The sequence below is a fragment of the Aquabacter cavernae genome (genome assembly GCF_003993795.1).
GTDB classification, from domain to species: Bacteria; Pseudomonadota; Alphaproteobacteria; order Rhizobiales; family Xanthobacteraceae; genus Aquabacter; species Aquabacter cavernae.
The window spans coordinates 275,431-300,835 of record NZ_RWKV01000003.1 but is presented as its reverse complement, the minus strand read 5'-3'; the positions used below and the strand labels follow the sequence as shown (position 1 = coordinate 300,835).

The window sequence follows — 25,405 nt, the reverse complement described above, 5'->3', positions numbered from 1 at the left end:
ACCGCTTCATCAACCGCTCCGACAGCGAGGGCATGAAGATCCTGTGGACCTACGCCTCCATCGACGCCACCCGAACCCTCGTGGAGACCGGAGACACGCGCTCCATCGATGAGGAGCACAAGGCACCCATCGCCAGCTGATTCACCGCTGCGGCGGCGCGAGGGGAAGGCGGATCACCTGGAGAAGGCCGCCTTCCGGGGCATTGGAGATGGTGAGCGTGCCGCCGTGGCGCTCCACGATCTCCCGCGCGATGGCGAGACCCAGCCCGGTGCCCGGCCCGCTATTCTGGCGCGCCGAATCCACGCGGAAGAAGGGCTCGAACACCCGCGCCAGCAGCGCCTCGGGAATGCCCGGCCCCTCATCCCGCACTTCCAGCACCGCTTCCTCGCCACGCGCGAACACGCTGAGGCGCGCGTGCCGGCCATGGGTGGCCGCATTGATGGCGAGGTTGCGCAGCGCCCGCTTCAACGCCAGCGGATGGCCCAGCACATTGGCCTCCTCCGTGCGCACGAGTTCGGCGGGCAGCGCCATGTCCCGCAATTCCCCCGCAACCTCGGCGGCGAGGCGATCCAGCGCGAGGGGCGTCTTGGCGTCCTTCTCCACCTCTTCGCGCACCAGGCGGATGGCGCTATCGGCGATGCGGTCCAGTTCGTCGAGATCCTGAAGCCATTTTTCCCGATCCACATCCTCGGGCAGGAATTCCGCCCGAAGGCGCAGGCGCGTCATGGGGGTGCGCAGGTCATGGGCGGCGGCGGCGACGATGCGCATGCGGCTTTCCATGGCCGCCTTCAAGCGCTCCGACAGGCGATTGATGGTGCGCGCGGCGGCGCGCAGCTCAGCGGTGCCGCGCTCGGCGATATGGGGCAGTTCCCCCTCCGGCCCCACCTTGGCCAGCGCATCCTCGATGATGGCCAGCGGACGTGTGAGCCCACGGATGGCGAAGGCGGTAGCCACCGCCGTGCCCATGGCGATGAGCAGGAACCAGAACAGCATTTCCCAGAACCGGTTGGCGGGCGGCGGCGGCATGAAGAGGGGCACCATCAGGACGCGCCCATCGGACAGGCGCACGGCGGCCTGCGGCGGTCCGCCCTGCTCCAAGGCCACCACGCTGACCGTGTTCCGGAAGCCCAGCCGCTCCAATGCCTCGCCGAGACCCTGCGCCATGGGCCCCACCACATGGCCGTCCGGGGTGGCGGCGCGCACGGCGGGGCCGAGGTTCGCGCCGGGCCCCGCCGCCTCGGCCATGGAGAGCGGCACGGCGATGCGCGCCGCCATGGCATCGTCCATAGCCTGGAAGCGGCCCGGCCCCATGAAGAAAAAGGACAGGGACGAGGCGAGGCTCACCACCAGCAGGATCGCCCCCACCAGCAGAACCGTCACCCGGACCCGCAGGGTATCCCAGGCGGAACTCACCCCACGGTCTCCGACACATCCACCTTCACCGCCAGTTGGTAGCCGCCATTGCGCTGGGTCTTGAAGATCTGGAACGCCCCGGAATCCCCGAGCTTGCGGCGCAGGCGGCTCACCAAAACGTCGATGGACCGATCGAACGGCCCGGCCTCGCGCCCCTGCGTGATGTCCAGCAGTTGGTCGCGCGAGAGCATGCGGCCCGGCCGGTCGAGGAAGGCCATGAGAAGCTCGAACTCGGCGGCGGTGAGCGGCACGGGCGCCCCATCCGCCGCCAGGACGGCACGGGTTTCCCGGTCGGCCGTGAAGCCGGCGAAGCGGAAGCGCTGGCCGGCGGGCGGAGCGGGCTCGCGCTCCGACACCCGCCGCAGCACCGCGCGGATGCGCGCCACCAGTTCGCGCGGGTTGAACGGCTTGCCCAGATAATCGTCCGCGCCGATCTCCAGGCCGATGATCCGGTCCACATCCTCCTTCATGGCGGTGAGCAGGATGATGGGCAGGCGCGAGCGCGCCCGCACCGCCCGGCACAGATCGAGCCCGGACGCATCCGGCAGCATCAGATCGAGCACCATGAGGTCGATGCGCAGCGTGGCGAGCTTCTCCTCCATCTCGCGCCCGTCGCAGGCCATGGTGACGCGAAAGCCCTGGCCCGCCAGGTAGCGGCCGAGAAGCTTGCGGATTTCGTGGTCGTCATCGACCACCAGAATGTGAGCGCCGCTATCCAAGACAAGGAACCTCCTGCCTCTTGTTGGCGCACCCGCGCGCCCGCGTCTGCCCAAAGCGTGCAACCCAGCATTTCCACGCGCCGGATTGGAAACGTCCGGAAACAACGACGGTAAGCGGAGATGCCTTCGGGAAACCTGCGGACCTATCGGGGCAAAGAACCGGGCCGAGTGTGGCCTCATCCGGCCCGCACGACACCCCGTGCGCTCTCCGGACGCCCGATTGCGAGGCTCGCCTCGCAATCCAGTTGGAGGTCCGTGTCATGAAGTCCATCCGTCCCGCCCTCGCGCTGTGTGCGGCCACCGCCGCCATCTTCGGCGGCCTCGCTTACGGCGACGCGCTGCCGGCCAAGTCGCAGGAGCGTCTGCCGATGGCCAGCCTGTCCCCGCTCGTCTCCTCTTTCCCCCGCGCGGCGCCCGCCGCTCCCGAGCCCGTGGCGGCGCCCACCGCCGAGGCCGCGCCCGGCCAGTATCGCATCGCCATCAGCCGCGTCACGCCCCCCGCGCCGCTCATTTCCCAAACCGCGCAAGCCGTCGTCCCCGCGCACTTCGCCCCGCCCCCGCAAGACCCCATGGCTGACGACCACGGGCCGGAGGGCGAGGCCCCGCCGCCGCGCGAGGCCCGGCGCGGACCGCCTCCCCCGCCGCCGCCGCCCGGCCCCCTGGATATTGCGGGCTTGCTGGCGGCGCAGGAGATCGCCCTCGCCATCCGCACCGAACAGCTCGACGCATGGCGCACCTATGCGGGCGCGGTGGTTGATATGGTGGACCTCGACCCTGTGACACCGCCCAAGACGAGCGAGCCCTTCAGCCTGCCGGAAGCCCTCGCCACCCGCGCCGTCGCCGAGGGCAAGAAGGCGCAGGCGCTGCTGGACGCGCGCACCGCGCTGATGGCCCGCCTCTCGCCTGACCAGTTGGAGAAGGCCCGCAAGCTCACCAGCCAGTGGCCCCACGGCCCCCAGGGTCCCCTCGGCCCGCAAGGACCTCAGGGGCCGCAACCCGGCCCGGGCGCGCGACCGTGAAGGCGCGCTTCGCCCGCTGGCACGCCACCCTCGCCGTCGGCCTGTTCGGCCGGCGGGAGGGAAGCACGGATGCTCCGACGCCCCGCGATGCACCCTTCCTGTCCGATGCGGAGCCGCTGGACCCGGAGCCGGCCACCAACGCGCTCCTTCTGCTCGCCCGCCTGATCCACGAACAGACCGCCCTTTCCTCCTGGCGGGATGCGGATTTCCCCGAACGCGCCCGCAGCTTCCTCGCCGCACGGGCGGTGCTTGAGGAAATGGACGCCCATCATTGGCTCGACCCGACCCTGTGCCACCTGCCGTTCGTGCCTGAAGCCGGATCCGGGGGCCGGATGAAGAGATAGCCGCCGGGAACCATGGGCGGGGAGCGATATGGGCCTGAGAATGCGTGATCGCGGCCCCAGCAACCGGCGGCGGCATTGATCGCCGCGTTGAATTCAGCGTTTCGATCCGCGCTCCCGCATGGGGAGCGACCCGCAGCGGTGTCCGCTACTTCGCCGGATTCGCCGTTTCGATCCGCGCTCCCGCACGGAGAGCGACGTGGGAGACGGTGCAGTCCGAAGCGCGGAAATACGTTTCGATCCGCGCTCCCGCACGGAGAGCGACTTTCCGGTTCTAACACACGGCACCAAAAGGCTGAATCGGCCCGGTGGCGCGATCCTGTCGTGGGGGAGCGCGGAATGGTGGCGGTTCGGAAACCCTTGTGGCGCCGGATCCAGCAATGGGAAGCCTTTGCGCCGTCCGCGAACCGAGCGGGGGCGCATGTGTGCTTCAGGTTCGCGCAGCGAGTGCACCGACCCCGCAGATCCCCGTTCCGGCACATACAGGACCGTGAGATGGGAGATGCCTGCGGCCCCGCTCCTCCGCACGTCCCGGAAAGGCGGCGGCCGGAGGGGGATCCGAGCGAAGGGACTCAATCCGCTCGGTGAACCGCCCTCGGAATCATGGGTAGAGAACCCCGCCCCCCTCCGCTTGCGATGCAGGCAGAGGGGCGCGGGACCTTTATCCCACCAGCCAGCCGATGGCGAAGGCGTTGGCGATGTCGATGAAGAAGGCGGACACCAAAGGCAGCACGATGAAGGCGCGCGGGGCGGCGCCGTGCAGCTTGGTCACCGCGGTCATATTGGCGATGGCGGTGGGCGTCGCGCCCAGGCTGATGCCCGTGAAGCCAGCGGAGAGCACCGCCGCCTCATAGGTGCGCCCCATGGCCGGGAACACCACGAACAGGATGTAGAGCACCGCCGCCAGCGTCTGCAGCGCCAGCACCACGGCCAGCGCCACGCCCAGCCCGCCGATAGTCCACAATTGCATGCTCATGAGCGACATGGAGAGGAAGACGCTGAGCGAGAAGTCCGACACCAGCGCCAAGGCGCGGGTGCGGGTGGGCCAGTTGAGGCGCGGCAGCAGGCGCGGCACGGTGTTGGTGAGCACGATGGCCACCAGCAGGCACACCACGAACAAGGGCAGCTTCACGCCGGTGCGCTCCACCACGTCCTCCAGCAGGAAGGCGATCAGCACCACCACGTTCAGCACCAGAACGGTGCGCATGAGGCTCACATGGCTGACATCGTCGCGGCCCTTCGTGTCGGTGGTCTCTTCCGGCAGGCCCATCACCGGGGCGGCATCCTGCGGGCCGCTCAGATTGTTGCGGGCGATGAGGTAGCGGGCAATGGGGCCGCCCGCGAGGCTGGCGATGACGAGGCCCAGCGTCGCCACCGCGATGCCCACCTCCATGGCCCCGGTAAAGCCGGTGCGGGCGGCGATGACCGGCGCCCAGGCGATGGTGGTGCCGTGCCCGCCGATGAGCGAGGCGGAGCCCAGGAAGGCGGTGATGCCGTCCGGCAGGCCCAGGGCCGCCACGCTGCCCAGCGCGATGGCGTTCTGGATCACCAGATAGATGAGCGTGAGCGCCAGCAGCATCACCAAAGGCCGCCCGCCCGAGAGCAGGTCGTCGAGCCGCGCATTCAGGCCGATGCCGGTGAAGAAATAAAGCAGCAGCATGTCCCGCGCATTAAGATCGAACACCACCTCAATGCCGGAAAAGCGAAAGGCGGCGAGCGTGACGAGCGCCGCCAGCAGGCCGCCGGTCACCGCCTCGGGGATGTTCCATTCGCGCAATTTCGGAATGGCCCGGTTCAGTCCCGTGCCCACGAAGAAGACCAGGATGGCGATGGTGAAGGTGATCAGACCGGGAACTTCGAGGCGGGTCATAGGCGCGCGGGTCTCCTCGCGATGGCGGCACGGCCACGCTTTGCGCGACTATAGAGCCCGCGCGCCGGAAGGCGAGTGCCGGATACCGCCCGTGCGCGTGGAGCGGCCATGCGACCAGCGCGGCCCGGGCCTCGGCTCGGATCAGCCTTGCGGCTACACCCGCTGATGGTGGGATGGGGCACCGCCGAGCCGGGCACGCGAGGGACCGGGTGCATCGCGAACCATCCCCGAGCGGGACCTCGCGGAGCCGGGCCGGGCGATGTCTGCCTTCATTTCCCTATCCCTCGCCTCACGACGCCTTGTGTGTTTCCTCCCATCGTCGTGCCCGTCCTCGTCTGCCCGCTGTCGTCTTGCCGCCTCTCACCTCGATAACCCGCGCGTCCTCCCCCGCCGACACGCATCCGTCCGCCTGCGTCAGCCCGGCGTCTTTCTCCCTTGCCCCGTCACCTCTTCACGGCAGGCTGCCTCCATGCTAATGACTGACTCGTCAGTCATTCATAATTTCGAGGGAGATCGCCGTGTCGGAAAAGCCCCGCAGGGCGCGGCCGGCCAAGGACGAGGCGGAACGGGCCGAGCGGCGGGCGCAGATCCTCGCCGCCGCCCTGGATGCCTTCGCCCGCGAGGGATACGGCGCCACGCGCCTGGAGGACGTGGCGCGGGCGGCGGGGGTCGCGAAGGGCACGCTCTATCTCTATTTCCCCCACAAGCAGGCCCTGTTCGAGGCCATCGTGAAGGAGCGCATCAGCCCGGTCCTCTTGGATGTGGGCGCGCTGCTGGCGCAGTTTCCCGGCGATACCCGCGCCTTGTGCACCCTCATGGCGGAGATGCTCATCAGCCGCATCATCGAGGGGCCGGGACAGGCCATCCTGCGCCTGATGATCGCCGAGGGACCGCGCTTCCCGGACCTTGCCGCCTTCCATCACGGCGAGGTGGTCTCGCGCGGGCTGGATCTGGTGCGCGCGGTGATGGCGCGGGGCCTTGCCCGGGGTGACATCACCAGCGACGCGGCGGTGCGCTTCCCCCAGCTCGTCTTCGCGCCCGCCATGACCAGCGTGGTCTGGAACGCTTTGTTCGGCCATTTATCGCCACTGGACGTACGTGCCTTCGTCACAACCTATCTGGACGTGCTGCTGCGGGGCCTTGGGGAAGCGCCCGGCGCACCGGCGAAGGGCGGCGCCATATGAGATCCAGTCTTGGGGCGGGCCGGATGCGGCCCCTGCTGCTCGCGCTGGCCGCGGGCCTTCTGCTTGTCGCCTGCGACCGGACGCCCGAAGGCGAGTTCACCGGCTATGTGGAGGGAGACCTCCTGTTCATCGGACCGCAGGAAGCCGGGCGCGTCACGGCTCTTCCGGTCTCGGAGGGCAGCAGGGTGGCCGCCGGCGCCGCCCTCGCGCGCCTGGAGGATGATGTCCAGACGGCGGACCTCGCCGCCGCCGAGGCCGCCCTCGCCGAGGCGAAGGCCCGGCGCGACAAGGCCCGCGCCGCCCAGCAGCGGCCCGAGGAAGTGGCCATCCTGGAGGCGGGCGAGCGGCGCGCCAACGCGGCCCTCGATCTCTCCCGCATCGAGCTGGAGCGCCAGAAATCCCTGGTGCCCAAGGGCGCCTCCTCCCAGGCCAATCTCGACACTGCGCAGCACCAATACGACCAGAACCGCGCCAGCCTGGACGAGATCCACCGCCAGATCGACGTGGCGCGCATCGCCGCCCGCGTGGAGGACATCGCCGCCGCCGAGGCCGCCGTCCTCCAGGCGGAGGCCAACCGGAGCGCGGCGCAGGTGCGCCTCGATCGCCGCCGCCTCAACACGCCCGATGCCGGGCTGGTGCAGACGCTCTATTACCGGGTGGGCGAACTTGTGCCGGAAGGGCGCCCGGTGGTCTCCGTGCTGCCGCCCGGCCTTGTAAAGGTGGTGTTCTTCGTACCCCAGGCCATGCTGCCCAGGCTGGCGCCGGGCCTTCCGGTGGCGGTCTCCTGCGACGGCTGCCCGCCCCTCTCCGCTCGCGTCACCTTCGTCTCCGACGCGGCGGAATACACCCCGCCGGTCATCTATAGCCGCGAGGAGCGGGCGAAGCTGGTCTATCGCGTGGAGGCGAAGCCCGATGTCCCCGCCGATGCCCGGCCCGGCCAGCCGGTGACCGTCCGCCTCCAGGGCGGGGCGTGATGGCTTCGGCGGCGGACGGCGCCCCGCAGCCGGAGGCGGGAATCGCCCGGGAGCCGGAGGCGGATATCGCCATCGAGGTGGAGGGGCTGCGCAAGCAGTTCGGCACCCATGTGGTGGTGGACGACCTGACCATGCGGGTGCGCCGCCGCCAGATCTACGGCTTCCTCGGCCCCAACGGCTCGGGCAAGACCACCACCATCCGCATGCTGTGCGGCCTGCTGACCCCGGATGCGGGGCGCGGCACGTGCCTGGGCTACGACATCCGCACCGAAGCGCGTCGTATTCGCGCCAAGGTGGGCTACATGACGCAGAAATTCTCGCTCTATGCCGACCTCTCGGTGCGCGAGAATCTGGAATTCGTCGCCCGCCTCTATGGGGTGCCCCGCCCCGAGGCGGCCGCCGCCGCTGCCATCGCCCGGCTCGGCCTGGAAGGGCGCGGCAAGCAATTGGCGGGCGAATTGTCGGGCGGCTGGAAACAGCGCCTCGCGCTCGGCGCCTGCATCCTGCCCCAGCCGGAGTTGCTCCTGCTGGACGAGCCCACGGCGGGCGTCGATCCCCAGGCGCGGCGGGAATTTTGGAGCGAGATCCACACATTGGCCGCCGAAGGGCTCACCGTTCTCGTCTCCACCCATTACATGGACGAGGCGGAGCGCTGCCACGAGATCGCGTACATCGCCTATGGCCACCTGCTCGCCCAGGGGCCGGTGGCGGATGTGATCGCCGCCTCCGGCCTCACCACCGTGACGGTGGAGGCCATGGGGGCGGGAGACAGCGGCCCCGCAATGGCGGCCCTCGCCCGCGAGCTGGAGGCGCGGCCGGGCATCGACATGGTCGCCCCCTTCGGCACGCGCCTGCACATTTCCGGCCGCGGCCCGCAGGCCCTCGACGCAGCGCTCGCGCCGTTCCGGGCGCGGCCCGGCCTCGTCTTCCGCGCCGACGCCCCGACGCTTGAGGATGTGTTCATCGACCTGATGAGCCGGTCCAAGGACAATATGACATGAGCGCGGGCGGCTTCCTGTCCGGCGGCCTGTTCTCCGGCGGCTTCCTGCGGCGGGTCGGCGCCATGGTGACGAAGGAGTTCATCCAGCTCCAGCGGGACCGCGTGACCTTCGCCACCATGATCATGATCCCGCTGCTGCAACTGGTTCTGTTCGGCTATGCCATCAACACCACGCCGCGCAACCTGCCCACCGCCGTGCTGGCCCATGAAAATACCGACGCCACCCGCGCCATCGTGGCGGCGCTCAGGAATACCGATTTCTTCCAGTTCACCCGCCTTGCGACGAGCGAGCAGGAGGCCGAGCACCTGATCCGCGCGGGCGACGTGCTGTTCCTGGTGGAGATCCCCGCCGGTTTCGAGCGCGCCCTGCGGCGCGGCGAGGCGCCCGCTCTGCTGGTGGCCGCCGATGCCACCGACCCCGTGGCCTCCGCCAATGCGCTGGGCGCGCTGGAAGGCACGGTGCGCACCGCGCTGCGGCGCGAGCGCTTCGTGGATGCGGCGGGCACTGCGCCCTTCTCCATCACCCAGCACCGGCGCTACAACCCGGCCGGAACCTCCCAGCTCAATATCGTGCCCGGCCTGCTCGGCACCATCCTCACCATGACCATGCTGATCTTCACCGCCCTCTCGGTGACGCGGGAGGTGGAGCGCGGGACCATGGAAAGCCTGCTCTCCATGCCCATCAATCCCGTGGAGATCATGCTGGGCAAGATCCTGCCCTATGTGCTGGTGGGGATCATGCAGGGGGTGCTGATCCTGGGCGCGGGCATGGTGCTGTTCGCCGTGCCGGTGGAAGGCTCGCTGACGCTGCTCACGATCGTCACCCTGCTCTTCATCACCGCCAACCTGTCGGTGGGCTATACCTTCTCCACCCTGGCGCAGAACCAGCTCCAGGCGGTGCAGATGAGCTTCATGTTCTTCCTGCCCAACATCCTGTTGTCGGGCTTCATGTTCCCGTTCGCGGGCATGCCGGTCTGGGCGCAGTGGATCTCCCAGTGCCTGCCCCTCACCCATTATCTGCGCATGGTGCGCGGCATCCTTTTGAAGGGCGCGGGGTTCACGGACCTCGCGCCCGATATCGCCGCCCTCGCGGCGCTGATGCTGATCGCCATGGCCATCGCGGTCGCCCGCTTCCGCCAGACCCTGGACTGAGGCCCCGTTTCCGGCGCGGCCTCGCGTCTCGGGAAAAGCTGCCCCTCAGCGGGCGCGGCCGTAATGGGTCTCGTTGCCGGGGTTGCCCACCTGACGGGTGATGATGCCGTTCACGGTGGGCGTCACGTCGAACAGGTTGCCGGCAATGAACAGCCGCTGCCCCTGGACCATGCCGTCCACGGGATTGCCGTTGACCGAGGAGATGACCCGCCCGTCCGGGAAGATGTTGAGATCGATGCGCAGGCGCTGCTGCGGGGCGAAGCCCGCGAACTTGCCCACCATCCAGCCGGGCACCCGGCTGCCGCGGCTCGGCGGCGGCCCATAGCCCGGCCCGGGCCCATAACCGGGGCCGGGGCCGTAGCCCGGGCCAGGACCGTAGCCCGGGCCAGGACCGTAACCCGGGCCAGGACCGTAACCGGGACCATAGCCCTGGTTGTATTGGGCATAGCGCTGGGGCGGCGGCGGGGGCGGATCATCATCGCCCGCGGCCGCAGCAGCCGCGATGGCAAGGCCGACCACGGCCGCAGCCGCCAATGCCTCGCCCCCGCTCGCCTTCGAGCCCGCGCCAACGGCAAATTCGGCCCGGCAGCCGTCATCCACCCAGATATAATGGCGGTCGTAATTCCAGGTGCGCCCCTGCACGCAGCCCGACTGGGACAAGGTCCTGCTCAGCCGCACAGTGCCGGGATTGGGCAGCGGGCACACGGAGCGGCGGTTATTGTAGCTCTCGCATCGCACCGTCTGCGCGGCGAAGGCGGGCGCCACCCCCATGCTCATCTGCATGCCCATGAGGGCCGCAACCGCTCCGACCCATGTCCACGAACCCGGCTTCATCACTGATCTCTCCCAGATGCGGGCGCACAGTAGCGCGCGAAGAGCGCGGTAAAATTACGGCGCCCCGCCGTCCACCTTTTTTCCTGCGCCGGGATGTCTCACCCATCCCTTTACGCCGCATCTGCTTGCACGAGAGGCACGGGAATGGCGTCATGCGCCGCCTCGCCATCCGGAGATCCCCATGACCCACCCCTTCTCACTCCAGGGCCGCACCGCGCTTGTGACCGGCGCCACGTCGGGCCTCGGTTTCGAGATGGCGCGGGCGCTGGCGGCGGCGGGCGCACGGGTGCTGGTGAACGGGCGGGATGCGGCGCGCGCGGCGGAAGCGGCGGCGCGGATCACGGGCCTTGTTCCCGGCAGCATGGCCGAGGGCCTCGCCTTCGATGTGGCCGATGCCGCGGGCATGGAGGCTGCGCTGGCGGACGCCCCCGACATCCACATCCTGGTGAACAATGCGGGCGCGCGGGACCGGCGGGCCTTTTTGGAGCTGGACGCCGCCGCGCTCCAGCGCCTCATGGACGCCACGGTGATGGGGCCGGCCCTGCTCTGCCGGCGCCTCGCGCCCGCCATGATGGCCGGTGGCTTCGGGCGCATCATCAACGTCACCTCCATTGCCGGCCCCCTCGCCCGGCAGGGAGATGCGGGCTATGCGACCGCCAAGGGGGGCCTCGAAGCCCTGACCCGGGCGCTGGCAGCCGAATTCGGCCCGCACGGCATCACGGTGAATGCCATCGCGCCCGGCTATTTCCTCACCACGCCCAATGCCGCCATGGCGGCCGATGCGGGCGTCGCGGACTGGCTCGCGCGGCGCACGTCCGTCGGCCGGTGGGGGCGCCCGGAGGAGGTGGCGGGCGCTGCCGTCTTCCTGGCTTCGGAGGCGGCGAGCTATGTCACCGGCCATGTCCTGGCAGTGGATGGGGGATACCTCGCCCATTTCTAAACCATTCGCGCCAAAGGCGGATTGCCGGACCCCCATCTCCCCGCCTATCAGTTAGGATGGACGCGGGGGCGGACATCTCATGGAACAAGCACGGCTCAATGCCTGGACGGGGGAATTCGTCTCCCGTGATCAGGAGCGGGCATACCGGGTCCATAGGACCGCTGAGACCTTGCGCCATGCGCGCATTCTCGGCGTGGTTTCGCTCGCCCTGAACCTGCTGTTCATGCTCAGCGACATGCGGCTCATGGGCACGCCGCATTACACCGTCGCCCTGTGGTCGCGTGTGGGCATCATCCTCGTGGCGCTCGCCTGCCTGTTCGTCCTGCGCCGGACCCAGGCCTATGAGCGCATCGAAGCCGTGCTCCTCACCGGCGTCTGCCTCACCGGCGTGGGCGTCGCCTTCCTGGTGTCGATCCGCAGCGACGTGGCGCTGCTGGGCATGGTCCTCTATCCGGTCATCGCCTATCTCGCGGTTCCGCTGCGCTTCCGCTGGCGCGTCGCCACCGGCATGGCCAGCAGCGTGGCGCTGCTGTTGAGCTATGTGGGCATTCCCCCTCAAGGGGACACGGCCGTGGGGCTTACCCTGGCCATGCTCATGCTGAACCTCGTCATGATCCTGGTGGCGGTTCAGTCCAACCGCGAGGGGCGGATGGAGTGGGCGGCAAGCCAGGCGGAGCGCATCGCCCGCAAAACCCTCCTCCAGAGCCAGCATCTGCTGGAACACACCTTCACCGCCGTCCCCATCCCGCTCATCATCACCGAGGTCGAGGATGGGCGCATCGTGCGCTTCAACGAGGCGGGCGTGCGCTATTTCGGCGGCCCTCCCCAGGCGTTCGGCGTCGAGAGCGTCGGCCCGCTCTATGAGAACCCCAATGCCCGCGCCGACTTCCTGGACCGGCTGGCGCGGGAAGGCCGGGTCACCAATTTCGAGACGCGCATCCGCCTCGGCCATGGCGAGCTGCGCTCGGTGCTGCTGGCGGGCGCCTTCACGGAAGTGGACGGGCGGCCCTGCGTGGTCACGGGCGTGGTTGATATCACCGACCGCCTCGCGGCCGAGCAGAAGGTGCACCACGCCGCCACCCATGACGCCCTGACCGGCCTCATCAATCGCGCCGCCTTCCAGACCAAGCTGGACGAGGTGATCCGCGCGGCACGGCCGGAGGATGGCCTGCTGGTTCTGCTGCTGGTGGATCTGGACGGGCTGAAGGACGTGAACGACACGCTCGGCCACGATGCCGGCGACGTGCTGCTGATGGAAACCGCGCGCCGCCTGGAGCATCTCGCCGGAGACCTCGGGGCGGTGGCGCGACTGGGCGGCGACGAGTTCGTCATCCTCCTGCCCCGCCAGCCCTCCGTGCAGGCGGCGCTGGATCTGGCGGACGCCATCCTGCGGGACTTCCGCCATCCGCTGGCCTATGGCGACCGCACGCTCTCCTGCCGCGCATCCATCGGCATCGCGGTGTGCCCCTCGGCGGACTATGCGCCCGGCGAGTTGATGAAGGACGCCGACCTCGCCCTCTATACCGCCAAGAAGCAGGGCCGCAACCGCGCCGTGCTCTATGCGCCCGCCATGCGCCGCGCCATGACGGAGCGGGTGCGGATCAACCGGGAACTGGGATCCGCGCTCCAGAAGCGCACCATCATCCCCTATTACCAGCCCAAGATTTCGCTGGTCACCGGCCGCGTGGTGGGCCTGGAGGCCCTGATGCGCTGGCAGCAGGGCAACGGCGTTGTGGCGCCCCCGGACAAGTTCATCTCCGCGTTCGAGGACCCGGAGCTGGCCGTGCAGATGGGCGAGACCATCCTGCGCCAGATCGCCAATGACGCACGCAGCTGGCTGAACGAGGGCTGCGGCTTCGGGCGCATCGCCTTCAACCTCGCGTCCGCGCAGTTCACCCAGCCGCGCCTTGCCTCCCAGCTTCTCGGCGTGGTCTGGGACGCGGAGGTGGAGCCGCGCCATTTCGACGTGGAAGTGACCGAGACCGTCTTCCTCGGCCGGGATTCCGAATATGTGGCGCCCATCCTGGATGAATTGTACGCTGCGGGCATGCGCATCGCGCTGGACGATTTCGGCACGGGCTATGCCGCGCTCACCCATCTCAAGCAATTGCCCATCGACGCGGTAAAGATCGACCGCAGCTTCGTGGCCCATCTGGACAGCGACCCGTTCGATTCCGCCATCGTCTGCGCGGTCATCGAGCTGGGCAAGAATCTCGGCCTCCGGGTGATCGCGGAAGGCGTGGAAACCCCGTCCCAGGCTCGCTTTCTGCGCGAGCGGGGCTGCGAATACGCCCAGGGCTATCTCTACGGCCACCCCATGCCGGCGGCGGCCATGACCGCCTTTCTCCAGCGCGAAACCAGCGAACTGGCCGCCGCGCGGGTGGCGCAACTGTGGACCTGACCGACGGGCCGGGCCTTGCGCCGCCTTGTGGCCCAACCGGCCCAATGCTATGCGGCGCGGATGACCGCGAGCATCCAGACCCATATCCGCAACTTCTCCATCGTCGCGCACATCGACCATGGCAAGTCCACACTCGCCGACCGGCTGATCCAGGTCACCGGCGGGCTGTCGGAACGCGAGATGACGGACCAGGTGCTCGACAACATGGATATCGAGCGCGAGCGCGGCATCACCATCAAGGCGCAGACCGTGCGCCTCTCCTACAAGGCGAAGGACGGGCAGACCTACGTCCTCAACCTCATCGACACGCCCGGGCATGTGGACTTCGCCTATGAGGTGAACCGCTCGCTGGCCGCCGTGGAGGGCTCGCTGCTGGTGGTGGACGCCTCCCAGGGCGTGGAGGCGCAGACGCTGGCCAACGTCTACCAGGCCATCGACAACAATCACGACATCGTCCCGGTCCTCAACAAGATCGACCTGCCCGCCGCCGAGCCGGAGAAGGTGAAGGCGCAGATCGAGGACGTGATCGGCCTCGATGCGTCCGAGGCCATCGGCATCTCGGCCAAGACCGGGCTCAATATCGACCAGGTGCTGGAGGCCATCGTCGCCCGCCTGCCCGCCCCGACCGGCGACCGCGAGGCGCCCCTGAAGGCGCTGCTGGTGGATAGCTGGTACGACACCTATCTGGGCGTGGTCGTGCTCGTGCGCATCGTGGACGGCGTGCTCAGGAAGGGCATGCGCATCAAGATGATGCGCGCGGATGCCGCCTATGACGTGGACCGCGTCGGCGTGTTCACGCCCAAGATGGTGGCCATGGAGAATCTCGGCCCCGGCGAGATCGGCTTCCTCAACGGCTCCATCAAGGAAGTGGCGGACACCCGCGTCGGCGACACCATCACCGAGGAGAAGCGCCCCTGCGCGGAGGCGCTGCCGGGCTTCAAGCCGGCCCAGCCGGTGGTGTTCTGCGGCCTGTTCCCGGTGGATGCGGCGGACTTCGAGGATCTGCGCGCCGCCATGGGCAAGCTGCGCCTCAACGATGCCAGCTTCTCCTTCGAGATGGAGACCTCGGCGGCGCTGGGCTTCGGCTTCCGCTGCGGGTTCCTGGGATTGTTGCACCTGGAAATCATCCAGGAGCGGCTGGAGCGCGAGTTCAACCTCGACCTCATCGCCACCGCCCCCTCGGTCATCTACGAGATGGAGATGAACGACGGCAGCGTGATCGAGATGCACAATCCGGCCGACATGCCGGACGTGGTGAAGATCAAGGAGATCCGCGAACCCTGGATCCGCGCCACCATCCTCACGCCGGACGATTATCTCGGCGCGGTGCTCAAGCTCTGCCAGGATCGGCGCGGCAACCAGATCGAGCTGACCTATGTGGGCGCGCGCGCCATGGTCACCTATGACCTGCCGCTCAACGAGGTGGTGTTCGATTTCTACGACCGGCTGAAGTCCATCTCCAAGGGCTATGCCTCGTTCGACTACACCATCACCGATTATCGCGAAGGCGACCTCGTGAAGATGTCGCTGCTGGTGAATGCCGAGCCGGTGGACGCGCTCTCCATGCTGGTGCACCGCACCCGCGCGGAGTTCCGTGGCCGTGCCATGTGCGAGAAGCTGAAGGACCTGATCCCCCAGCATCTGTTCCAGATCCCCATCCAGGCCGCCATCGGCGCCAAGATCATCGCCCGCGAGACCATCAAGGCCCTGCGCAAGGACGTGACCGCCAAATGCTATGGCGGCGACATCTCCCGCAAGCGCAAGCTTCTGGACAAGCAGAAGGAGGGCAAGAAGAAGATGCGCCAGTTCGGCAAGGTGGAGATCCCGCAGGAAGCCTTCATCGCCGCGCTCAAGATGGACGATTGAGCCCGCAGGCAATGCGCGTGCGGCGGCGCAGCACAACTTCAGCTTTACCCTCGCCGCGCGAATGAGGCAGACTGATCCGGGTGGGCCACTTCCCGGATGGATGCACATCATGGCGACGTTCGAAGTCTATAAGGACAAAGCGGGCGAGTTCCGGTTCCGCTACAAGGCGTCCAATGGCGAGACCATGTTCGCCTCCGAGGGCTACAAGGCCAAGGCGTCCGCCCTCTCCGCCATCGAATCCATCAAGAAGAACGCGCCCGACGCCAAGGTGGACGACAAGACCACCGGCTGATCCGCCACGGGCGGTTTCACCCGCCGATGGCGCCCAAGGCAAGGCCGCCGCTTCCTTCGGGAGGTCGCCTTCTAGTGCCTATTTCCCGCCGCCCAGGCTCCGCGCCGCCAGATAGACGGCACCGGCCAGCAGCAGCGACGGCACCGTGGAGCCGAGCCCCGGCAGCCATGCGGCGATGAGATGGAAGGCGACGATGCCCGCCGCCCAGGCGCCGATACCCGCCGGGTTCCAGCCGCCCGCGAACCAATAGGCGCCGCCCTTGCGGTCGATGTCGTCCGCAGCCACCACCCGGCGGCGGACCAGGAAATGGTCCGCCAGCATCACGCCGAACAGCGGCGCGAACACCGAGCCGATGAGCAGCAGGAAGCCCTCATACTGGGCCAGCGGCAAAGCGAGCGCGATCAGCGTGCAGACGATGCCGAAGCCGAGCGTCATGAGCGGCACGCGCCCCGGCGTCAGGGTGGCGGCGGAGACGGCGGCGGAATGGATGTCCGCGAAGGCGTTGTCGGTCTCGTCCAGAAGGATCAGCAGAAGCGCCAGCCCGCTGCCCGCCGTGGCGAGGGCCACCACCAGCGACACATCGCCCCCGGCCGCCAGCCCATAGGCGGCACCCAGCCCATAGAACCAGACATTGGCCACGAAGAAGCCCAGCGCACTGCCCCGGAACATGGCGCCGGGGTTGCGGCCGAAACGGGTATAATCGGCGATCAGGGGCAGCCAGGACAAAGGCATGGCCACCACCAGATCCACCGCCCCGCCGAAGCTCATGCCGCCCTGGGCCGGGCGGGAAAACAACTCGCCGAGATCATGGGTGGCCAACAGGCGCACGGTCAGCCATGCGGCGGCGGCCAGCAGCAGCCAGAGGCCGTAGGCACGCAGGAAGCGCCGCACGAAGGAGACCGGCCCCAGCACCGCGATGCCGGTGGCCAGCGCACCGAACAGGAGCGTCCAGGCGGCGGGCGCCGAGACCCCGAAGGCGGACTTCGCCAGGGCATCGGCTGCATCACCCATGACGATGATCTCGAACGCGCCCCAGCCCACGAGTTGGACCACGTTCATGACGGCGGGAACGGACGCGCCGCGCACCCCAAGTGCCGGTCGGAGCATGGCCATGGAGGCGAGCCCGGAATCCGCGCCCACCACGCCCGCCAGCGCCAGCAGGACCACGCCCAGAACCGATCCCGCCAGGATCGCCCCCAGCGCCGTGCCGAGGCTGAGCGCCGGGGTGAGCAGCGCGCCCGCCTGGAGCACCAGCAGGCCAATGCCGAGGCTGAACCACAAGGCGAACATGTCGCGCGCCGTGAAGACCCGGCGCGCGGGGGCTACCGGCCGAAGGGGATCATAGCTCGGAGTATCGGCGTCCATGGCTCGCGTCGCGGCTGGAGAAGGGTAGAGAGTGTCTTCTCCCCTTGCCTCCGGTTGCCGGCAAAGTCGAGCCTTTCCGCGCAGATCGGAGAGGCTCCAGGGTGCCCGCCGCTCTGCGTGCCGTCAGGCGGTCAGGTGCTCGATGAGGATCTTGACGCCCAGCAGGCACAAGGCGACGCCCGCCGCCTAGAGTGTTTCAGCTTTTCATGGAAGCGCTGAAACACTCTAACTTTTTGTTTTTACGCACTTCCTTCACGCGAACCGCTTCACACTTCGCTCGGAAATGCTCTAACGGCCCATGCCTGGTTGCCGATGGCGGTGGTCACCAGCACGGCAGGAGCGCACGCGGCCGCCTGAAGACCGAAGGCGATCCAGCGGTCCACTGCCTGGACGACGCCACTGGTCGCCACGCGCAGCGCACAGCCGATCACCGGCGTGAGCCGCCTTGATGACACCATCAAGCAGAAGACCGGAAAAGGGAGAGATGGTAGCAGCGGGCGGATTTGAACCGCCGACCTCCGGGTTATGAATCCGGCGCTCTCACCAACTGAGCTACGCTGCCACGGCGGGGCGAAGACCACCCACGCGGGAGGACGGCATATAGGGGCGGGCGGTACCGGGTGTCAAGAAAGGCCGCGCATCCCGTACGGTCTTTCCCCCGCCGGGCTCAGCGCCGCTTCTTGCGGATGCGCGCCAGCTTGAAGAAACCCGCCGGGAAGACCGGGACGATCTCCCCCATCTCCATGTCGGGATAGCGTCCGGCCCAGTTGGAGAGGCGCGACGACTTGAAGGCGATGCTCCAGCCCACCTTCTTCACGATGGGCGCCAGCGCCTGCTCGAATTGCATCACCGGCCCCTCATTGGCGCCGAGCTTGGAGGCGATGATGATCTCGCCGCCGGGCTTGAGGACACGGCGCATCTCGTCCAGCGCGCCTTCCGGGTCCGGCACCAGGGTGATGACGAAGGGCACCGTCACCGCATCGAAGCTCTCATCCCGGAAGCCCAGCTTGCAGGCATCCATGGCGACGAGGCCCGACACCTGGGTGAGGTGGCGCTGCACCTTCTTGTCCACCGCCTTGCGGAGCATGTCGTAGGACAGGTCGATGCCCGTGACGTGGCAAGCCTTCGGGTAATAGGGCAGGACCAGCCCGGTGCCGACGCCCACTTCCAGAATGTCCGGTCCGCAGGCCGCCGCAGCCGCAGCCGCCTTGCGCTGCGCGTCCGCCAGCAGCTTCACATAGACCGAATCATAGATGGGCGCCCATTTGGCATAGGCGCGCTTCTGGCCTTCGAGATCGTATTGAACCGCCATCGTTCCCAGCCCTCGCCCCTGTCCATCCGGACCACCCTGACGGGTAAATCAGTCTTGAAACTTTTGATAGGGCGATCATCGCTCCCCAGGCGCGCAGCGATGCGTGCCCCACGGGTTTGACCGCACCGCCCCTCTCCCCTCCCCGCCTCACGCCACGCGGGCGGGTGCCGGGGCACTCATGGCAAGCGAACGCAGGATGGTGCCGCCGCCCAGCAGCCGCGCGCCATCCCCCTCGCCGTCATAGAAAACGCAGGCCTGGCCCGGCGCGACGCCCTCCTCGCCCTGGGCGAGCAGCACCACGGGAATGCCCGCCCCATCCCGGCCGAGCCGGGCGGGCACGGGCGCGCGGGTGGAACGCACCTTCACATGAAGGTCGAGCCCCGCTGCGCAGGCCACCTCGAACGGATCCGCGCCCAGCCAGTTCACGTCTGTGACCTCAAGGGCGCGCACCGCCAGCGCCTCGCGCGGGCCCACCTTCACCTCGCGCCGCGCCGCATCGATGGAAATCACGAACAGCGGCTCGGGCGTGGAGATGCCGAGGCCCTTCCTCTGGCCGATGGTGTAATGCATCACGCCCCGATGGCGACCGAGCACCCGGCCGTCCAGATGCACGATGTCGCCCGCCTCCCCCGCCTCGGGGCGCAGGCGCTCCACGATGCGGGCATAATCCCCGCCGGGCACGAAGCAGATGTCCTGGCTGTCCGGCTTGTCCGCCACGGGCAGGCCCAGCTCCAGGGCCAGCGCCCGCACGTCCGCCTTCTTCATATGGCCGAGGGGGAAGCGCAGCATGTCCAGCTGCGTCTTGGTGGTGGCATAGAGGAAATAGCTCTGGTCCCGCGCCGTCTCGGCCGCGCGGTAGAGGGCACGCCCGCCGCCGGGCAAGGCGCGGCTCGACACATAATGGCCCGTGGCCAGCACCGCCGCGCCCAGGTCCTCGGCCGTGGCGAGCAGGTCGCGGAACTTGACCGTGCGGTTGCAGTCCACGCAGGGAATGGGGGTGATGCCGGAGGCATAGCTCTGCGCGAAGCGCTCGATCACCTCTTCCCGGAACCGGCTCTCATAATCCAGCACGTAATGGGGGATGCCCAGCGTCTCGGCCACGGTGCGCGCGTCGTAAATGTCCTGCCCCGCGCAGCAGGCGCCCTTGCGATGGGCCGCCTCGCCATGGTCGTAGAGCTGGAGGGTGACGCCGATCACGTCATAGCCGCCGCGCTTCAGCAGCCCCGCCACCACGGAGGAATCCACGCCGCCCGACATGGCAACCACCACGCGCGTGGCGGCCGGGTCTCCGGGAAGTGCGATGATCTCGTCGAGGGTCACGGTGTGTCGAAGCTCATGCGTATCAAGTGGCTTACGTGTCGAGTGGCTTGGTGTATCGAGCGATTTGACGTCAGGCAGGCATCCGGTGGGTGTCACGCGGGCCGCCGGCGACAAACCTCCGGATTTCCGTGCGCGAGGGCATGCGGGCCTATGGTTCCCGTCCCTCGACCCTATTAATACAGGAACGAGGCGTACCGGCGCAATTCCAGCGGCGGCGCCCGCTCATGCGCCGCGCGCGTAGCTGCCCTCCCTTCCGCCTTGTGGCCGGGGCGCGGCAATGCGACGGTGCCGCATCGATAATCAAGAAGGGGCCTTCAGCCATGGTGTCGGGTCGGGAACTGTGCCGCGCGGGTGTCGCTGCGGCTTTGGCGATGGTGCTTCCCATGACCGCCTTGCCCGGCGTGGCGGCCGCGGACCCGGTGAAGGTCGGCCTCGTCTCCACCCTGTCGGGCCCCTCGGCGGTGCTGGGCCAGCATATGCGCGACGGCTTCCTGCTGGCGGTCAAGGAGATGGGCGGCAAGCTCGGCGGCCAGGAGACCGAGGTCATCGTGGTGGATGACGAGTTGAAGCCGGACGTGGCGGTGCAAAAGGTGAAGGGCCTGCTGGAGCGCGACAAGGTGGACTTCGTCGCCGGCGTGGTCTTCTCCAACGTCATGGGCGCGGTGGCCAAGCCCGTCACCGCCAACGAGACCTTCCTCATCTCCGGCAATGCCGGCCCCTCCACCATCGCGGGAGCGGGCTGCTCGCCCTACTTCTTCTCGGCCTCCTACCAGAACGACCAGAACCACGAAGTGCTCGGCCAGTATGCCCAGCAGAAGGGGTTCAAGAAGGTTGTCCTGATGGCGCCCAACTATCAGGCGGGCAAGGATGCCATCGCCGGCTTCAAGCGCCATTACAAGGGCGAGGTGGTGGAGGAGATCTACACCCCGCTCGGCCAGCTCGACTTCTCCGCCGAGCTTGCCAAGGTGGCCGCCGCCAAGCCCGAGGCCTTCTTCACCTTCATGCCCGGCGGCATGGGCGTGAATCTCGTGAAGCAGTATCGCCAGGCGGGCCTCGCCGACACCATCCCCTTCCTCTCCGCCTTCACCGTGGACGAGACCACGCTGCCCGCCACCGGCGAGGCGGCGCTCGGCTTCTATTCCGGCGCGCCCTGGGCGCCGAACCTGGATGTTCCCGCGAACAAGGCGTTCGTAGCCGCGTTTGAGAAGGAATACGGCTATATTCCCGCGCTGTACGCGGCACAGGGCTATGACGCGGCGAAGCTCATCGACAGCGCCATCAAGTCCACCGGCGGCAAGCTCTCCGACAAGGAGGCCGTGCGCGCGGCCCTCAAGAAGGCGGACTTCGCGTCCGTGCGCGGCAACTTCAAGTTCAACACCAACCAGTTCCCCATCCAGGACTTCTACCTCGTGAAGGTGGGCAAGCGCCCCGACGGCAAGGTGGAGACCATGGTGGACGAGAAGGTGTTCTCCAATTACGGCGACGTCTATGCCGTCAAGTGCGAGATGAAGTGAGGGTGGGTTTCGCACGATGAACGCCCTCCCCCGCTTGCGGGGGAGGGAATGAGCACAAGGTCTTCATGTCCACCACCCTTCTTCTGGTCCAGGTCCTGAACGGCCTCCAGCTCGGCGTGCTGCTGTTCCTGGTGGCGGCGGGGCTTACCCTGGTGTTCGGGGTCATGGACGTGATCAACCTCGCCCATGGCGTGCAATACATGCTGGGCGCCTATCTCATGGTCACGGCCACGGCGCTTACGGGCAGCTTCTGGCTGGGCCTGCCCCTGGCGCTGGTGGCGGCGCTGGTGCTGGGCCTGGTGCTGGAGCGCCTCGTCATCCGCCCGCTCTATGGGCGCGACCATCTGGAGCAGGTGCTTGCCACCTTCGGCGTCATCCTGTTCGTAAACGAGGCGGTCAAGATGATCTGGGGCGCCGCGCCCCTCTCCATCCCCATGCCCGAGGCGCTCTCCGGCTCCATCCGCCTCATGGACGGGCTGAACTATCCCGTCTACCGCCTCGCCCTTCTGGCGGCGGGCCTTCTGGTGGCGGGCGGGCTCTATGTGCTGGTGACGCGCACCCGCTCGGGCATGCTGCTGCGGGCGGGCGCCACCAACGCGCCCATGGTCTCCGCGCTGGGCGTGGACATCACCGCCTTGTTCGCCAAGGTGTTCGCCTTCGGCGCCATGCTCGCTGCCTTCGCGGGCGCCATGGCCGGGCCCATCCTCTCCGTGGAGCCGGGCATGGGCGACGGGCTGCTCATCCTCGCCTTCGTGGTCATCGTCATCGGCGGCATCGGCTCCATCCGGGGGGCGTTCGTGGCCGCACTGCTCGTGGGGCTCATCGACACGCTGGGCCGCTCCTTCCTCACCGACCTGCTGAAGCTGGTGCTCCCCCCTTCGGACGCCACCCAGGCGGGGCCCGCGCTTGCGTCCATGAGCGTCTACCTGCTCATGGCCGGCATCCTCTTCTTCCGCCCGCGCGGCCTGTTTCCGGCGCCGGCATGAGAGCCGCCGCCCTCACCCTCGCCGTCCTGGCCGCGCTCGCCCTGGTGCCGCTGGGCGCGGACAATTACACGCTGTCCCTGGTGGCGCGCGCCATGATCTTCGCGCTTGCCGCCATGAGCCTGGATTTCATCCTGGGCGGAGCCGGCCTCGTCTCGTTCGGCCATGCGGCCCTCATGGGGATCGGCGCCTATGGGGTAGGCATCCTCATGGAGGAAGGCACCCGCGACGCGCTCGTCGCCTTCCCCGTCGCCATGGCCGCCGCCGGACTGTTCGCCCTCCTGACCGGCGCCATCTGCCTGAAGACGCGCGGCGTCTATTTCATCATGATCACCCTGGCCTTCGGACAGATGGCCTTCTTCGTGACCCAGAGCCTGTCCGCCTATGGCGGCGATGACGGGCTGACGCTCGCCGCCCGCTCCACCATTGCCGGCCAGCGCTGGCTGAAGAGCCCACTCACCTTCCATTATGTGACGCTGGGGCTGCTGGCCGCCGCCACCGGCCTTTGCGCGCTTTTCCTCGCCTCGCCCTTCGGCCGGGTGCTCAAGGCATCCAAGGAGAATGAGCGGCGGGTGCGGGCGCTCGGCATCGATCCCTATCCCTATCGCCTCGTGGCCTATGGGCTGGCGGGCGCCTTCGCGGGCCTGTCGGGAGCGCTGCTGGCCAATCTCACGGAATTCGTCTCCCCCGCCTTCCTCTCCTGGCATCGCTCGGCCGAGATCATCGTCATGGTGGTGGCAGGCGGCATGGCCGCCTCGGCGCTGCGGGCCGGGGGCATGGGGCGGCTTGGCGGCGCCATCCTCGGTGCGGTGGGCGTGATCCTGGTGGAAGAGAGCCTCTCCAACTTCACCGAGCATTGGCGCATCCTGTTCGGGCCGCTTTTGGTGCTGCTGGTGCTGGCGGGCGGCTGGCGGGGAAGGCGGGCATGAGCGCGCTGCTGGAAGTGCGCGGCCTGCGCAAATCCTATGGCGCCCTGGCCGTCACCGACGGGGTGGACCTCGACGCCGTGCCGGGCGAGATCCACGCCCTGATCGGCCCCAACGGTGCGGGCAAGACCACGCTCATCTCCCTCATCGCCGGAGAGGTGCGCCCGGACGGGGGCACCATCCGCCTCGCCGGAACGGATGTGACCCATCTGCCCGTGCATCGCCGGGCACAGGCGGGCCTCGCCCGCTCGTTCCAGATCACCTCCGTGGTGCCGGGCTTCAGCGCGCGGGAGAATGTGGCGCTGGCCCTGCAAGGCGCGAGCGGCCCCTCCTTCCGCCTGCTGCCCATGCCCGGCGCCGAGCGGCGGCGTGGGGAAGAGGCAAAGGCGCTGCTGGCGCGGGTTGGCCTCGCGGACCGGGCGGAGCGCCCTGCCGCCGTGCTCAGCCATGGCGAGAAGCGCGCTTTGGAACTGGCCATGGCCCTCGCGCTCAAGCCCCGCCTGCTGCTGCTGGACGAGCCCATGGCGGGTACCGGGCCGGACGAAGGGCGCGCCATGGTGGATCTGATCGCGCGCCTGAAGGCCGACTGCGCCATCCTGCTGGTTGAGCATGACATGGACGCCGTGTTCCGGCTGGCCGACCGGGTGAGTGTTCTGGTGGCGGGCCGCGTCATCGCCTCCGGCGCGCCGGAAGAGGTACGCGCCGACCCGGCCGTGCGGGCCGCCTACCTGGGAGACGAGGCATGAGCCCCCCGCTCCTGGAGGTGTCCGGCCTGAAGGCGGGGTATGGCGGAACGCCGGTCCTGTTCGGCGTGGACCTTTCAGTGCCCCAAGGCGGGGTGCTGGCCCTGCTGGGCCGCAACGGCATGGGCAAGACCACCACCGTGCGCACCATCATGGGCCTGCTGCGCCCGGAGGCGGGAACCGTGCGCCTCGGCGGCGCCGACATGACCGGCGCCCCGGCCCATCGCGTCGCCCAGGCAGGCATCGGCCTTGTGCCGGAGGGACGCCAGATCTTCCCCACCCTCACGGTGGAGGAAAACCTCGTCGCCACCTCCGCCCCGCCCCGGACGGACCTCCCGCCCTGGACGCTGGAGCGGGTCTATGGCCTGTTTCCACGCCTTGCCGAGCGGCGGCGCCATTTCGGAAACCGGCTCTCGGGCGGCGAGCAGCAGATGCTCGCCATCGGCCGCGCCCTCATGACCAATCCGCGCCTCGTCATCCTGGACGAGGCCACGGAGGGCCTCGCGCCGCTGGTGCGGGCGGACATCTGGCAGGCGGTGCGGCGCCTCAGGTCGGAGGGCCTGTCGCTGCTCATCATCGACAAGCATGTGGACATTCTCGCCACCCTGGCGGACCGCATCGCCGTGGTGGAGAAGGGGCGCGTGGTGTTTTCCGGCACCCCCGCCGACCTTGCGACGGACCCGCAGGTGCGGGCCCAATACCTGTCGGTGTGAGGAAGGCATGGCCGTCCGCCCCCTCGTCTCCTATCCCGATCCCCGCCTGACCGCCCCCGCCGCGCCCGTGACGGATTTCGACGCCGACCTCGCCACCCTGGCCGCCGACCTGCTGGACACCATGCGCGCGGCACCGGGGGTCGGCATCACCGCGTGCCATATCGGCGTTCCGCTGCGGCTCTATCTGCTGGAACTGGAGCCGGGAGACATCCGCACCTATGTGAACCCGGTGCTTTTGTGGGAAGCCCCCGAACGCATCCGCCACATCGAGGGCAGCGTCTCCATGCCCGGCGCCACCGAGGAGGTGGAGCGGGCGGCCCAGGTCCGCATCGCCTTCCGGGACCTGGACGGCACCCCCCGCGAGGAAGCGGCGGACGGGTTCCGCGCCGTCTGCCACCAGCACGAGATCGACCAGTTGGACGGCATCTTCTGGCTCCAGCGCCTGTCCCGCCTCAAGCGCGAGCGGGTGGTGAAGCGCTACGCCAAGCTGAAGGCGCAGCGCTGATCAAACGCCCGGCGCGACC

Annotated in this window: 24 protein-coding genes and 1 tRNA gene; 16 read left to right on the top strand and 9 right to left on the bottom strand. The window is 68.7% G+C overall.

Annotation, left to right across the window (positions count from 1 at the left end; all coding sequences use genetic code 11):
* Positions 1-141: 141 nt before the first annotated feature.
* Together EJJ38_RS03195 and EJJ38_RS03190 are read right to left on the bottom strand one after the other, a co-directional pair.
* Positions 142-1,413, bottom strand: coding sequence for an ATP-binding protein (locus tag EJJ38_RS03195; protein ID WP_245454086.1), 1,272 nt, complete (start codon positions 1,411-1,413; stop codon positions 142-144).
* Entirely contained in the window at positions 1,410-2,132 is a 723-nt protein-coding gene (locus tag EJJ38_RS03190; protein ID WP_164738386.1) for a response regulator, read from the bottom strand. The genes EJJ38_RS03195 and EJJ38_RS03190 overlap by 4 nt, the downstream gene beginning before the upstream one ends.
* A 260-nt stretch (positions 2,133-2,392) precedes the next feature.
* On the opposite strand from EJJ38_RS03190, the gene EJJ38_RS03185 reads away from it, so the two are divergent.
* Together EJJ38_RS03185 and EJJ38_RS03180 are read left to right on the top strand one after the other, a co-directional pair.
* A complete protein-coding gene (locus EJJ38_RS03185) occupies positions 2,393-3,151 on the top strand; it encodes a hypothetical protein (RefSeq protein ID WP_127088662.1) in 759 nt (252 codons plus the stop codon).
* Positions 3,148-3,495 carry a hypothetical protein gene (locus EJJ38_RS03180; RefSeq protein WP_127088661.1) on the top strand — a complete coding sequence of 116 codons (348 nt, stop codon included), beginning with the start codon at positions 3,148-3,150 and terminating at the stop codon, positions 3,493-3,495. The genes EJJ38_RS03185 and EJJ38_RS03180 overlap by 4 nt, the downstream gene beginning before the upstream one ends.
* 658 nt (positions 3,496-4,153) lie before the next feature.
* Here EJJ38_RS03180 and gltS read toward each other — a convergent pair.
* Positions 4,154-5,362 carry a sodium/glutamate symporter gene (gltS, locus tag EJJ38_RS03175; protein ID WP_127088660.1) on the bottom strand — a complete coding sequence of 403 codons (1,209 nt, stop codon included), beginning with the start codon at positions 5,360-5,362 and terminating at the stop codon, positions 4,154-4,156.
* Positions 5,363-5,880: 518 nt separating this feature from the next.
* Here gltS and EJJ38_RS03170 point away from each other — a divergent pair.
* The 4 genes from EJJ38_RS03170 to EJJ38_RS03155 are packed head-to-tail and all read left to right on the top strand — an operon-like array spanning position 5,881 to position 9,672.
* Complete coding sequence (locus EJJ38_RS03170) at positions 5,881-6,546, top strand: TetR/AcrR family transcriptional regulator (protein WP_245454085.1); 666 nt, start codon at positions 5,881-5,883, stop codon at positions 6,544-6,546.
* 23 nt (positions 6,547-6,569) lie between these two features.
* On the top strand, positions 6,570-7,520 hold the full coding sequence (locus EJJ38_RS03165; RefSeq protein ID WP_205666089.1) for an HlyD family secretion protein: 951 nt from the start codon (positions 6,570-6,572) through the stop codon (positions 7,518-7,520).
* Entirely contained in the window at positions 7,520-8,521 is a 1,002-nt protein-coding gene (locus EJJ38_RS03160; protein ID WP_127088657.1) for an ABC transporter ATP-binding protein, read from the top strand. Before EJJ38_RS03165 ends, EJJ38_RS03160 begins: the two co-directional genes overlap by 1 nt.
* Positions 8,518-9,672, top strand: coding sequence for an ABC transporter permease (locus EJJ38_RS03155; protein ID WP_127088656.1), 1,155 nt, complete (start codon positions 8,518-8,520; stop codon positions 9,670-9,672). The genes EJJ38_RS03160 and EJJ38_RS03155 overlap by 4 nt, the downstream gene beginning before the upstream one ends.
* Before the next feature lie 45 nt (positions 9,673-9,717).
* Here the strand turns inward: EJJ38_RS03155 and EJJ38_RS03150 are convergent, their stop codons facing one another.
* Complete coding sequence (locus EJJ38_RS03150; protein ID WP_127088655.1) at positions 9,718-10,506, bottom strand: DUF3011 domain-containing protein; 789 nt, start codon at positions 10,504-10,506, stop codon at positions 9,718-9,720.
* A 175-nt stretch (positions 10,507-10,681) separates the two neighbouring features.
* On the opposite strand from EJJ38_RS03150, the gene EJJ38_RS03145 reads away from it, so the two are divergent.
* From EJJ38_RS03145 to EJJ38_RS03130, 4 genes are all read left to right on the top strand, one after another.
* A complete protein-coding gene (locus EJJ38_RS03145; protein WP_205666091.1) occupies positions 10,682-11,446 on the top strand; it encodes an SDR family oxidoreductase in 765 nt (254 codons plus the stop codon).
* 79 nt (positions 11,447-11,525) lie between these two features.
* Positions 11,526-13,847: a putative bifunctional diguanylate cyclase/phosphodiesterase gene (locus tag EJJ38_RS03140; protein ID WP_127088653.1), complete on the top strand. Its 2,322-nt coding sequence runs from the start codon at positions 11,526-11,528 to the stop codon at positions 13,845-13,847.
* Positions 13,848-13,907: 60 nt separating this feature from the next.
* Positions 13,908-15,713 carry a translation elongation factor 4 gene (lepA, locus tag EJJ38_RS03135; protein ID WP_127088652.1) on the top strand — a complete coding sequence of 602 codons (1,806 nt, stop codon included), beginning with the start codon at positions 13,908-13,910 and terminating at the stop codon, positions 15,711-15,713.
* 109 nt (positions 15,714-15,822) lie between these two features.
* Positions 15,823-16,005: a YegP family protein gene (locus EJJ38_RS03130; protein WP_127088651.1), complete on the top strand. Its 183-nt coding sequence runs from the start codon at positions 15,823-15,825 to the stop codon at positions 16,003-16,005.
* A 78-nt stretch (positions 16,006-16,083) separates the two neighbouring features.
* On the opposite strand, the gene cytX is transcribed toward EJJ38_RS03130, so the two are convergent.
* From cytX to mnmA, 5 genes are all read right to left on the bottom strand, one after another.
* Positions 16,084-17,370, bottom strand: a complete 1,287-nt coding sequence (gene cytX / locus EJJ38_RS03125) for a putative hydroxymethylpyrimidine transporter CytX (RefSeq protein WP_127088650.1) — start codon at positions 17,368-17,370, stop codon at positions 16,084-16,086.
* 266 nt (positions 17,371-17,636) lie between these two features.
* Complete coding sequence (locus EJJ38_RS03120) at positions 17,637-17,828, bottom strand: hypothetical protein (protein WP_127088649.1); 192 nt, start codon at positions 17,826-17,828, stop codon at positions 17,637-17,639.
* A 27-nt stretch (positions 17,829-17,855) separates the two neighbouring features.
* Positions 17,856-17,932: transfer RNA gene (locus tag EJJ38_RS03115), tRNA-Met, on the bottom strand.
* Between the two features lie 105 nt (positions 17,933-18,037).
* On the bottom strand, positions 18,038-18,682 hold the full coding sequence (locus EJJ38_RS03110; RefSeq protein WP_127088648.1) for a class I SAM-dependent methyltransferase: 645 nt from the start codon (positions 18,680-18,682) through the stop codon (positions 18,038-18,040).
* A 147-nt stretch (positions 18,683-18,829) separates the two neighbouring features.
* Positions 18,830-20,002, bottom strand: a complete 1,173-nt coding sequence (mnmA, locus tag EJJ38_RS03105) for a tRNA 2-thiouridine(34) synthase MnmA (protein WP_274704717.1) — start codon at positions 20,000-20,002, stop codon at positions 18,830-18,832.
* 320 nt (positions 20,003-20,322) lie between these two features.
* Between mnmA and EJJ38_RS03100 the strand changes: the two genes are divergently transcribed.
* From EJJ38_RS03100 to EJJ38_RS03075, 6 genes are all read left to right on the top strand, one after another.
* Positions 20,323-21,516, top strand: coding sequence for an ABC transporter substrate-binding protein (locus EJJ38_RS03100; protein ID WP_127088647.1), 1,194 nt, complete (start codon positions 20,323-20,325; stop codon positions 21,514-21,516).
* 65 nt (positions 21,517-21,581) lie between these two features.
* On the top strand, positions 21,582-22,502 hold the full coding sequence (locus EJJ38_RS03095; protein WP_127088646.1) for a branched-chain amino acid ABC transporter permease: 921 nt from the start codon (positions 21,582-21,584) through the stop codon (positions 22,500-22,502).
* Positions 22,499-23,428 (top strand): branched-chain amino acid ABC transporter permease, encoded by a 930-nt coding sequence (locus tag EJJ38_RS03090; protein ID WP_127088645.1) that lies wholly within the window; start codon positions 22,499-22,501, stop codon positions 23,426-23,428. Before EJJ38_RS03095 ends, EJJ38_RS03090 begins: the two co-directional genes overlap by 4 nt.
* A complete protein-coding gene (locus EJJ38_RS03085) occupies positions 23,425-24,171 on the top strand; it encodes an ABC transporter ATP-binding protein (RefSeq protein ID WP_127088644.1) in 747 nt (248 codons plus the stop codon). Before EJJ38_RS03090 ends, EJJ38_RS03085 begins: the two co-directional genes overlap by 4 nt.
* Positions 24,168-24,881: an ABC transporter ATP-binding protein gene (locus tag EJJ38_RS03080; RefSeq protein ID WP_127088643.1), complete on the top strand. Its 714-nt coding sequence runs from the start codon at positions 24,168-24,170 to the stop codon at positions 24,879-24,881. The genes EJJ38_RS03085 and EJJ38_RS03080 overlap by 4 nt, the downstream gene beginning before the upstream one ends.
* A 7-nt stretch (positions 24,882-24,888) precedes the next feature.
* Positions 24,889-25,386 carry a peptide deformylase gene (locus tag EJJ38_RS03075; protein ID WP_127088642.1) on the top strand — a complete coding sequence of 166 codons (498 nt, stop codon included), beginning with the start codon at positions 24,889-24,891 and terminating at the stop codon, positions 25,384-25,386.
* Positions 25,387-25,405 lie beyond the last annotated feature (19 nt).

Excerpts from the sequence above, each read along its gene's own strand:
- EJJ38_RS03185 (WP_127088662.1), top strand. The coding sequence starts at position 2,393 with ATGAAGTCCATCCGTCCCGCCCTCGCGCTGTGTGCGGCCACCGCCGCC.
- gltS (WP_127088660.1), bottom strand. The coding sequence starts at position 5,362 with ATGACCCGCCTCGAAGTTCCCGGTCTGATCACCTTCACCATCGCCATC.
- EJJ38_RS03165 (WP_205666089.1), top strand. The coding sequence starts at position 6,570 with ATGCGGCCCCTGCTGCTCGCGCTGGCCGCGGGCCTTCTGCTTGTCGCC.
- EJJ38_RS03160 (WP_127088657.1), top strand. The coding sequence starts at position 7,520 with ATGGCTTCGGCGGCGGACGGCGCCCCGCAGCCGGAGGCGGGAATCGCC.
- EJJ38_RS03155 (WP_127088656.1), top strand. The coding sequence starts at position 8,518 with ATGAGCGCGGGCGGCTTCCTGTCCGGCGGCCTGTTCTCCGGCGGCTTC.
- EJJ38_RS03150 (WP_127088655.1), bottom strand. The coding sequence starts at position 10,506 with ATGAAGCCGGGTTCGTGGACATGGGTCGGAGCGGTTGCGGCCCTCATG.
- EJJ38_RS03140 (WP_127088653.1), top strand. The coding sequence starts at position 11,526 with ATGGAACAAGCACGGCTCAATGCCTGGACGGGGGAATTCGTCTCCCGT.
- lepA (WP_127088652.1), top strand. The coding sequence starts at position 13,908 with ATGACCGCGAGCATCCAGACCCATATCCGCAACTTCTCCATCGTCGCG.
- EJJ38_RS03130 (WP_127088651.1), top strand. The coding sequence starts at position 15,823 with ATGGCGACGTTCGAAGTCTATAAGGACAAAGCGGGCGAGTTCCGGTTC.
- cytX (WP_127088650.1), bottom strand. The coding sequence starts at position 17,370 with ATGGACGCCGATACTCCGAGCTATGATCCCCTTCGGCCGGTAGCCCCC.
- EJJ38_RS03120 (WP_127088649.1), bottom strand. The coding sequence starts at position 17,828 with ATGGTGTCATCAAGGCGGCTCACGCCGGTGATCGGCTGTGCGCTGCGC.
- EJJ38_RS03110 (WP_127088648.1), bottom strand. The coding sequence starts at position 18,682 with ATGGCGGTTCAATACGATCTCGAAGGCCAGAAGCGCGCCTATGCCAAA.
- EJJ38_RS03100 (WP_127088647.1), top strand. The coding sequence starts at position 20,323 with ATGGTGTCGGGTCGGGAACTGTGCCGCGCGGGTGTCGCTGCGGCTTTG.
- EJJ38_RS03095 (WP_127088646.1), top strand. The coding sequence starts at position 21,582 with ATGTCCACCACCCTTCTTCTGGTCCAGGTCCTGAACGGCCTCCAGCTC.
- EJJ38_RS03090 (WP_127088645.1), top strand. The coding sequence starts at position 22,499 with ATGAGAGCCGCCGCCCTCACCCTCGCCGTCCTGGCCGCGCTCGCCCTG.
- EJJ38_RS03085 (WP_127088644.1), top strand. The coding sequence starts at position 23,425 with ATGAGCGCGCTGCTGGAAGTGCGCGGCCTGCGCAAATCCTATGGCGCC.
- EJJ38_RS03080 (WP_127088643.1), top strand. The coding sequence starts at position 24,168 with ATGAGCCCCCCGCTCCTGGAGGTGTCCGGCCTGAAGGCGGGGTATGGC.
- EJJ38_RS03075 (WP_127088642.1), top strand. The coding sequence starts at position 24,889 with ATGGCCGTCCGCCCCCTCGTCTCCTATCCCGATCCCCGCCTGACCGCC.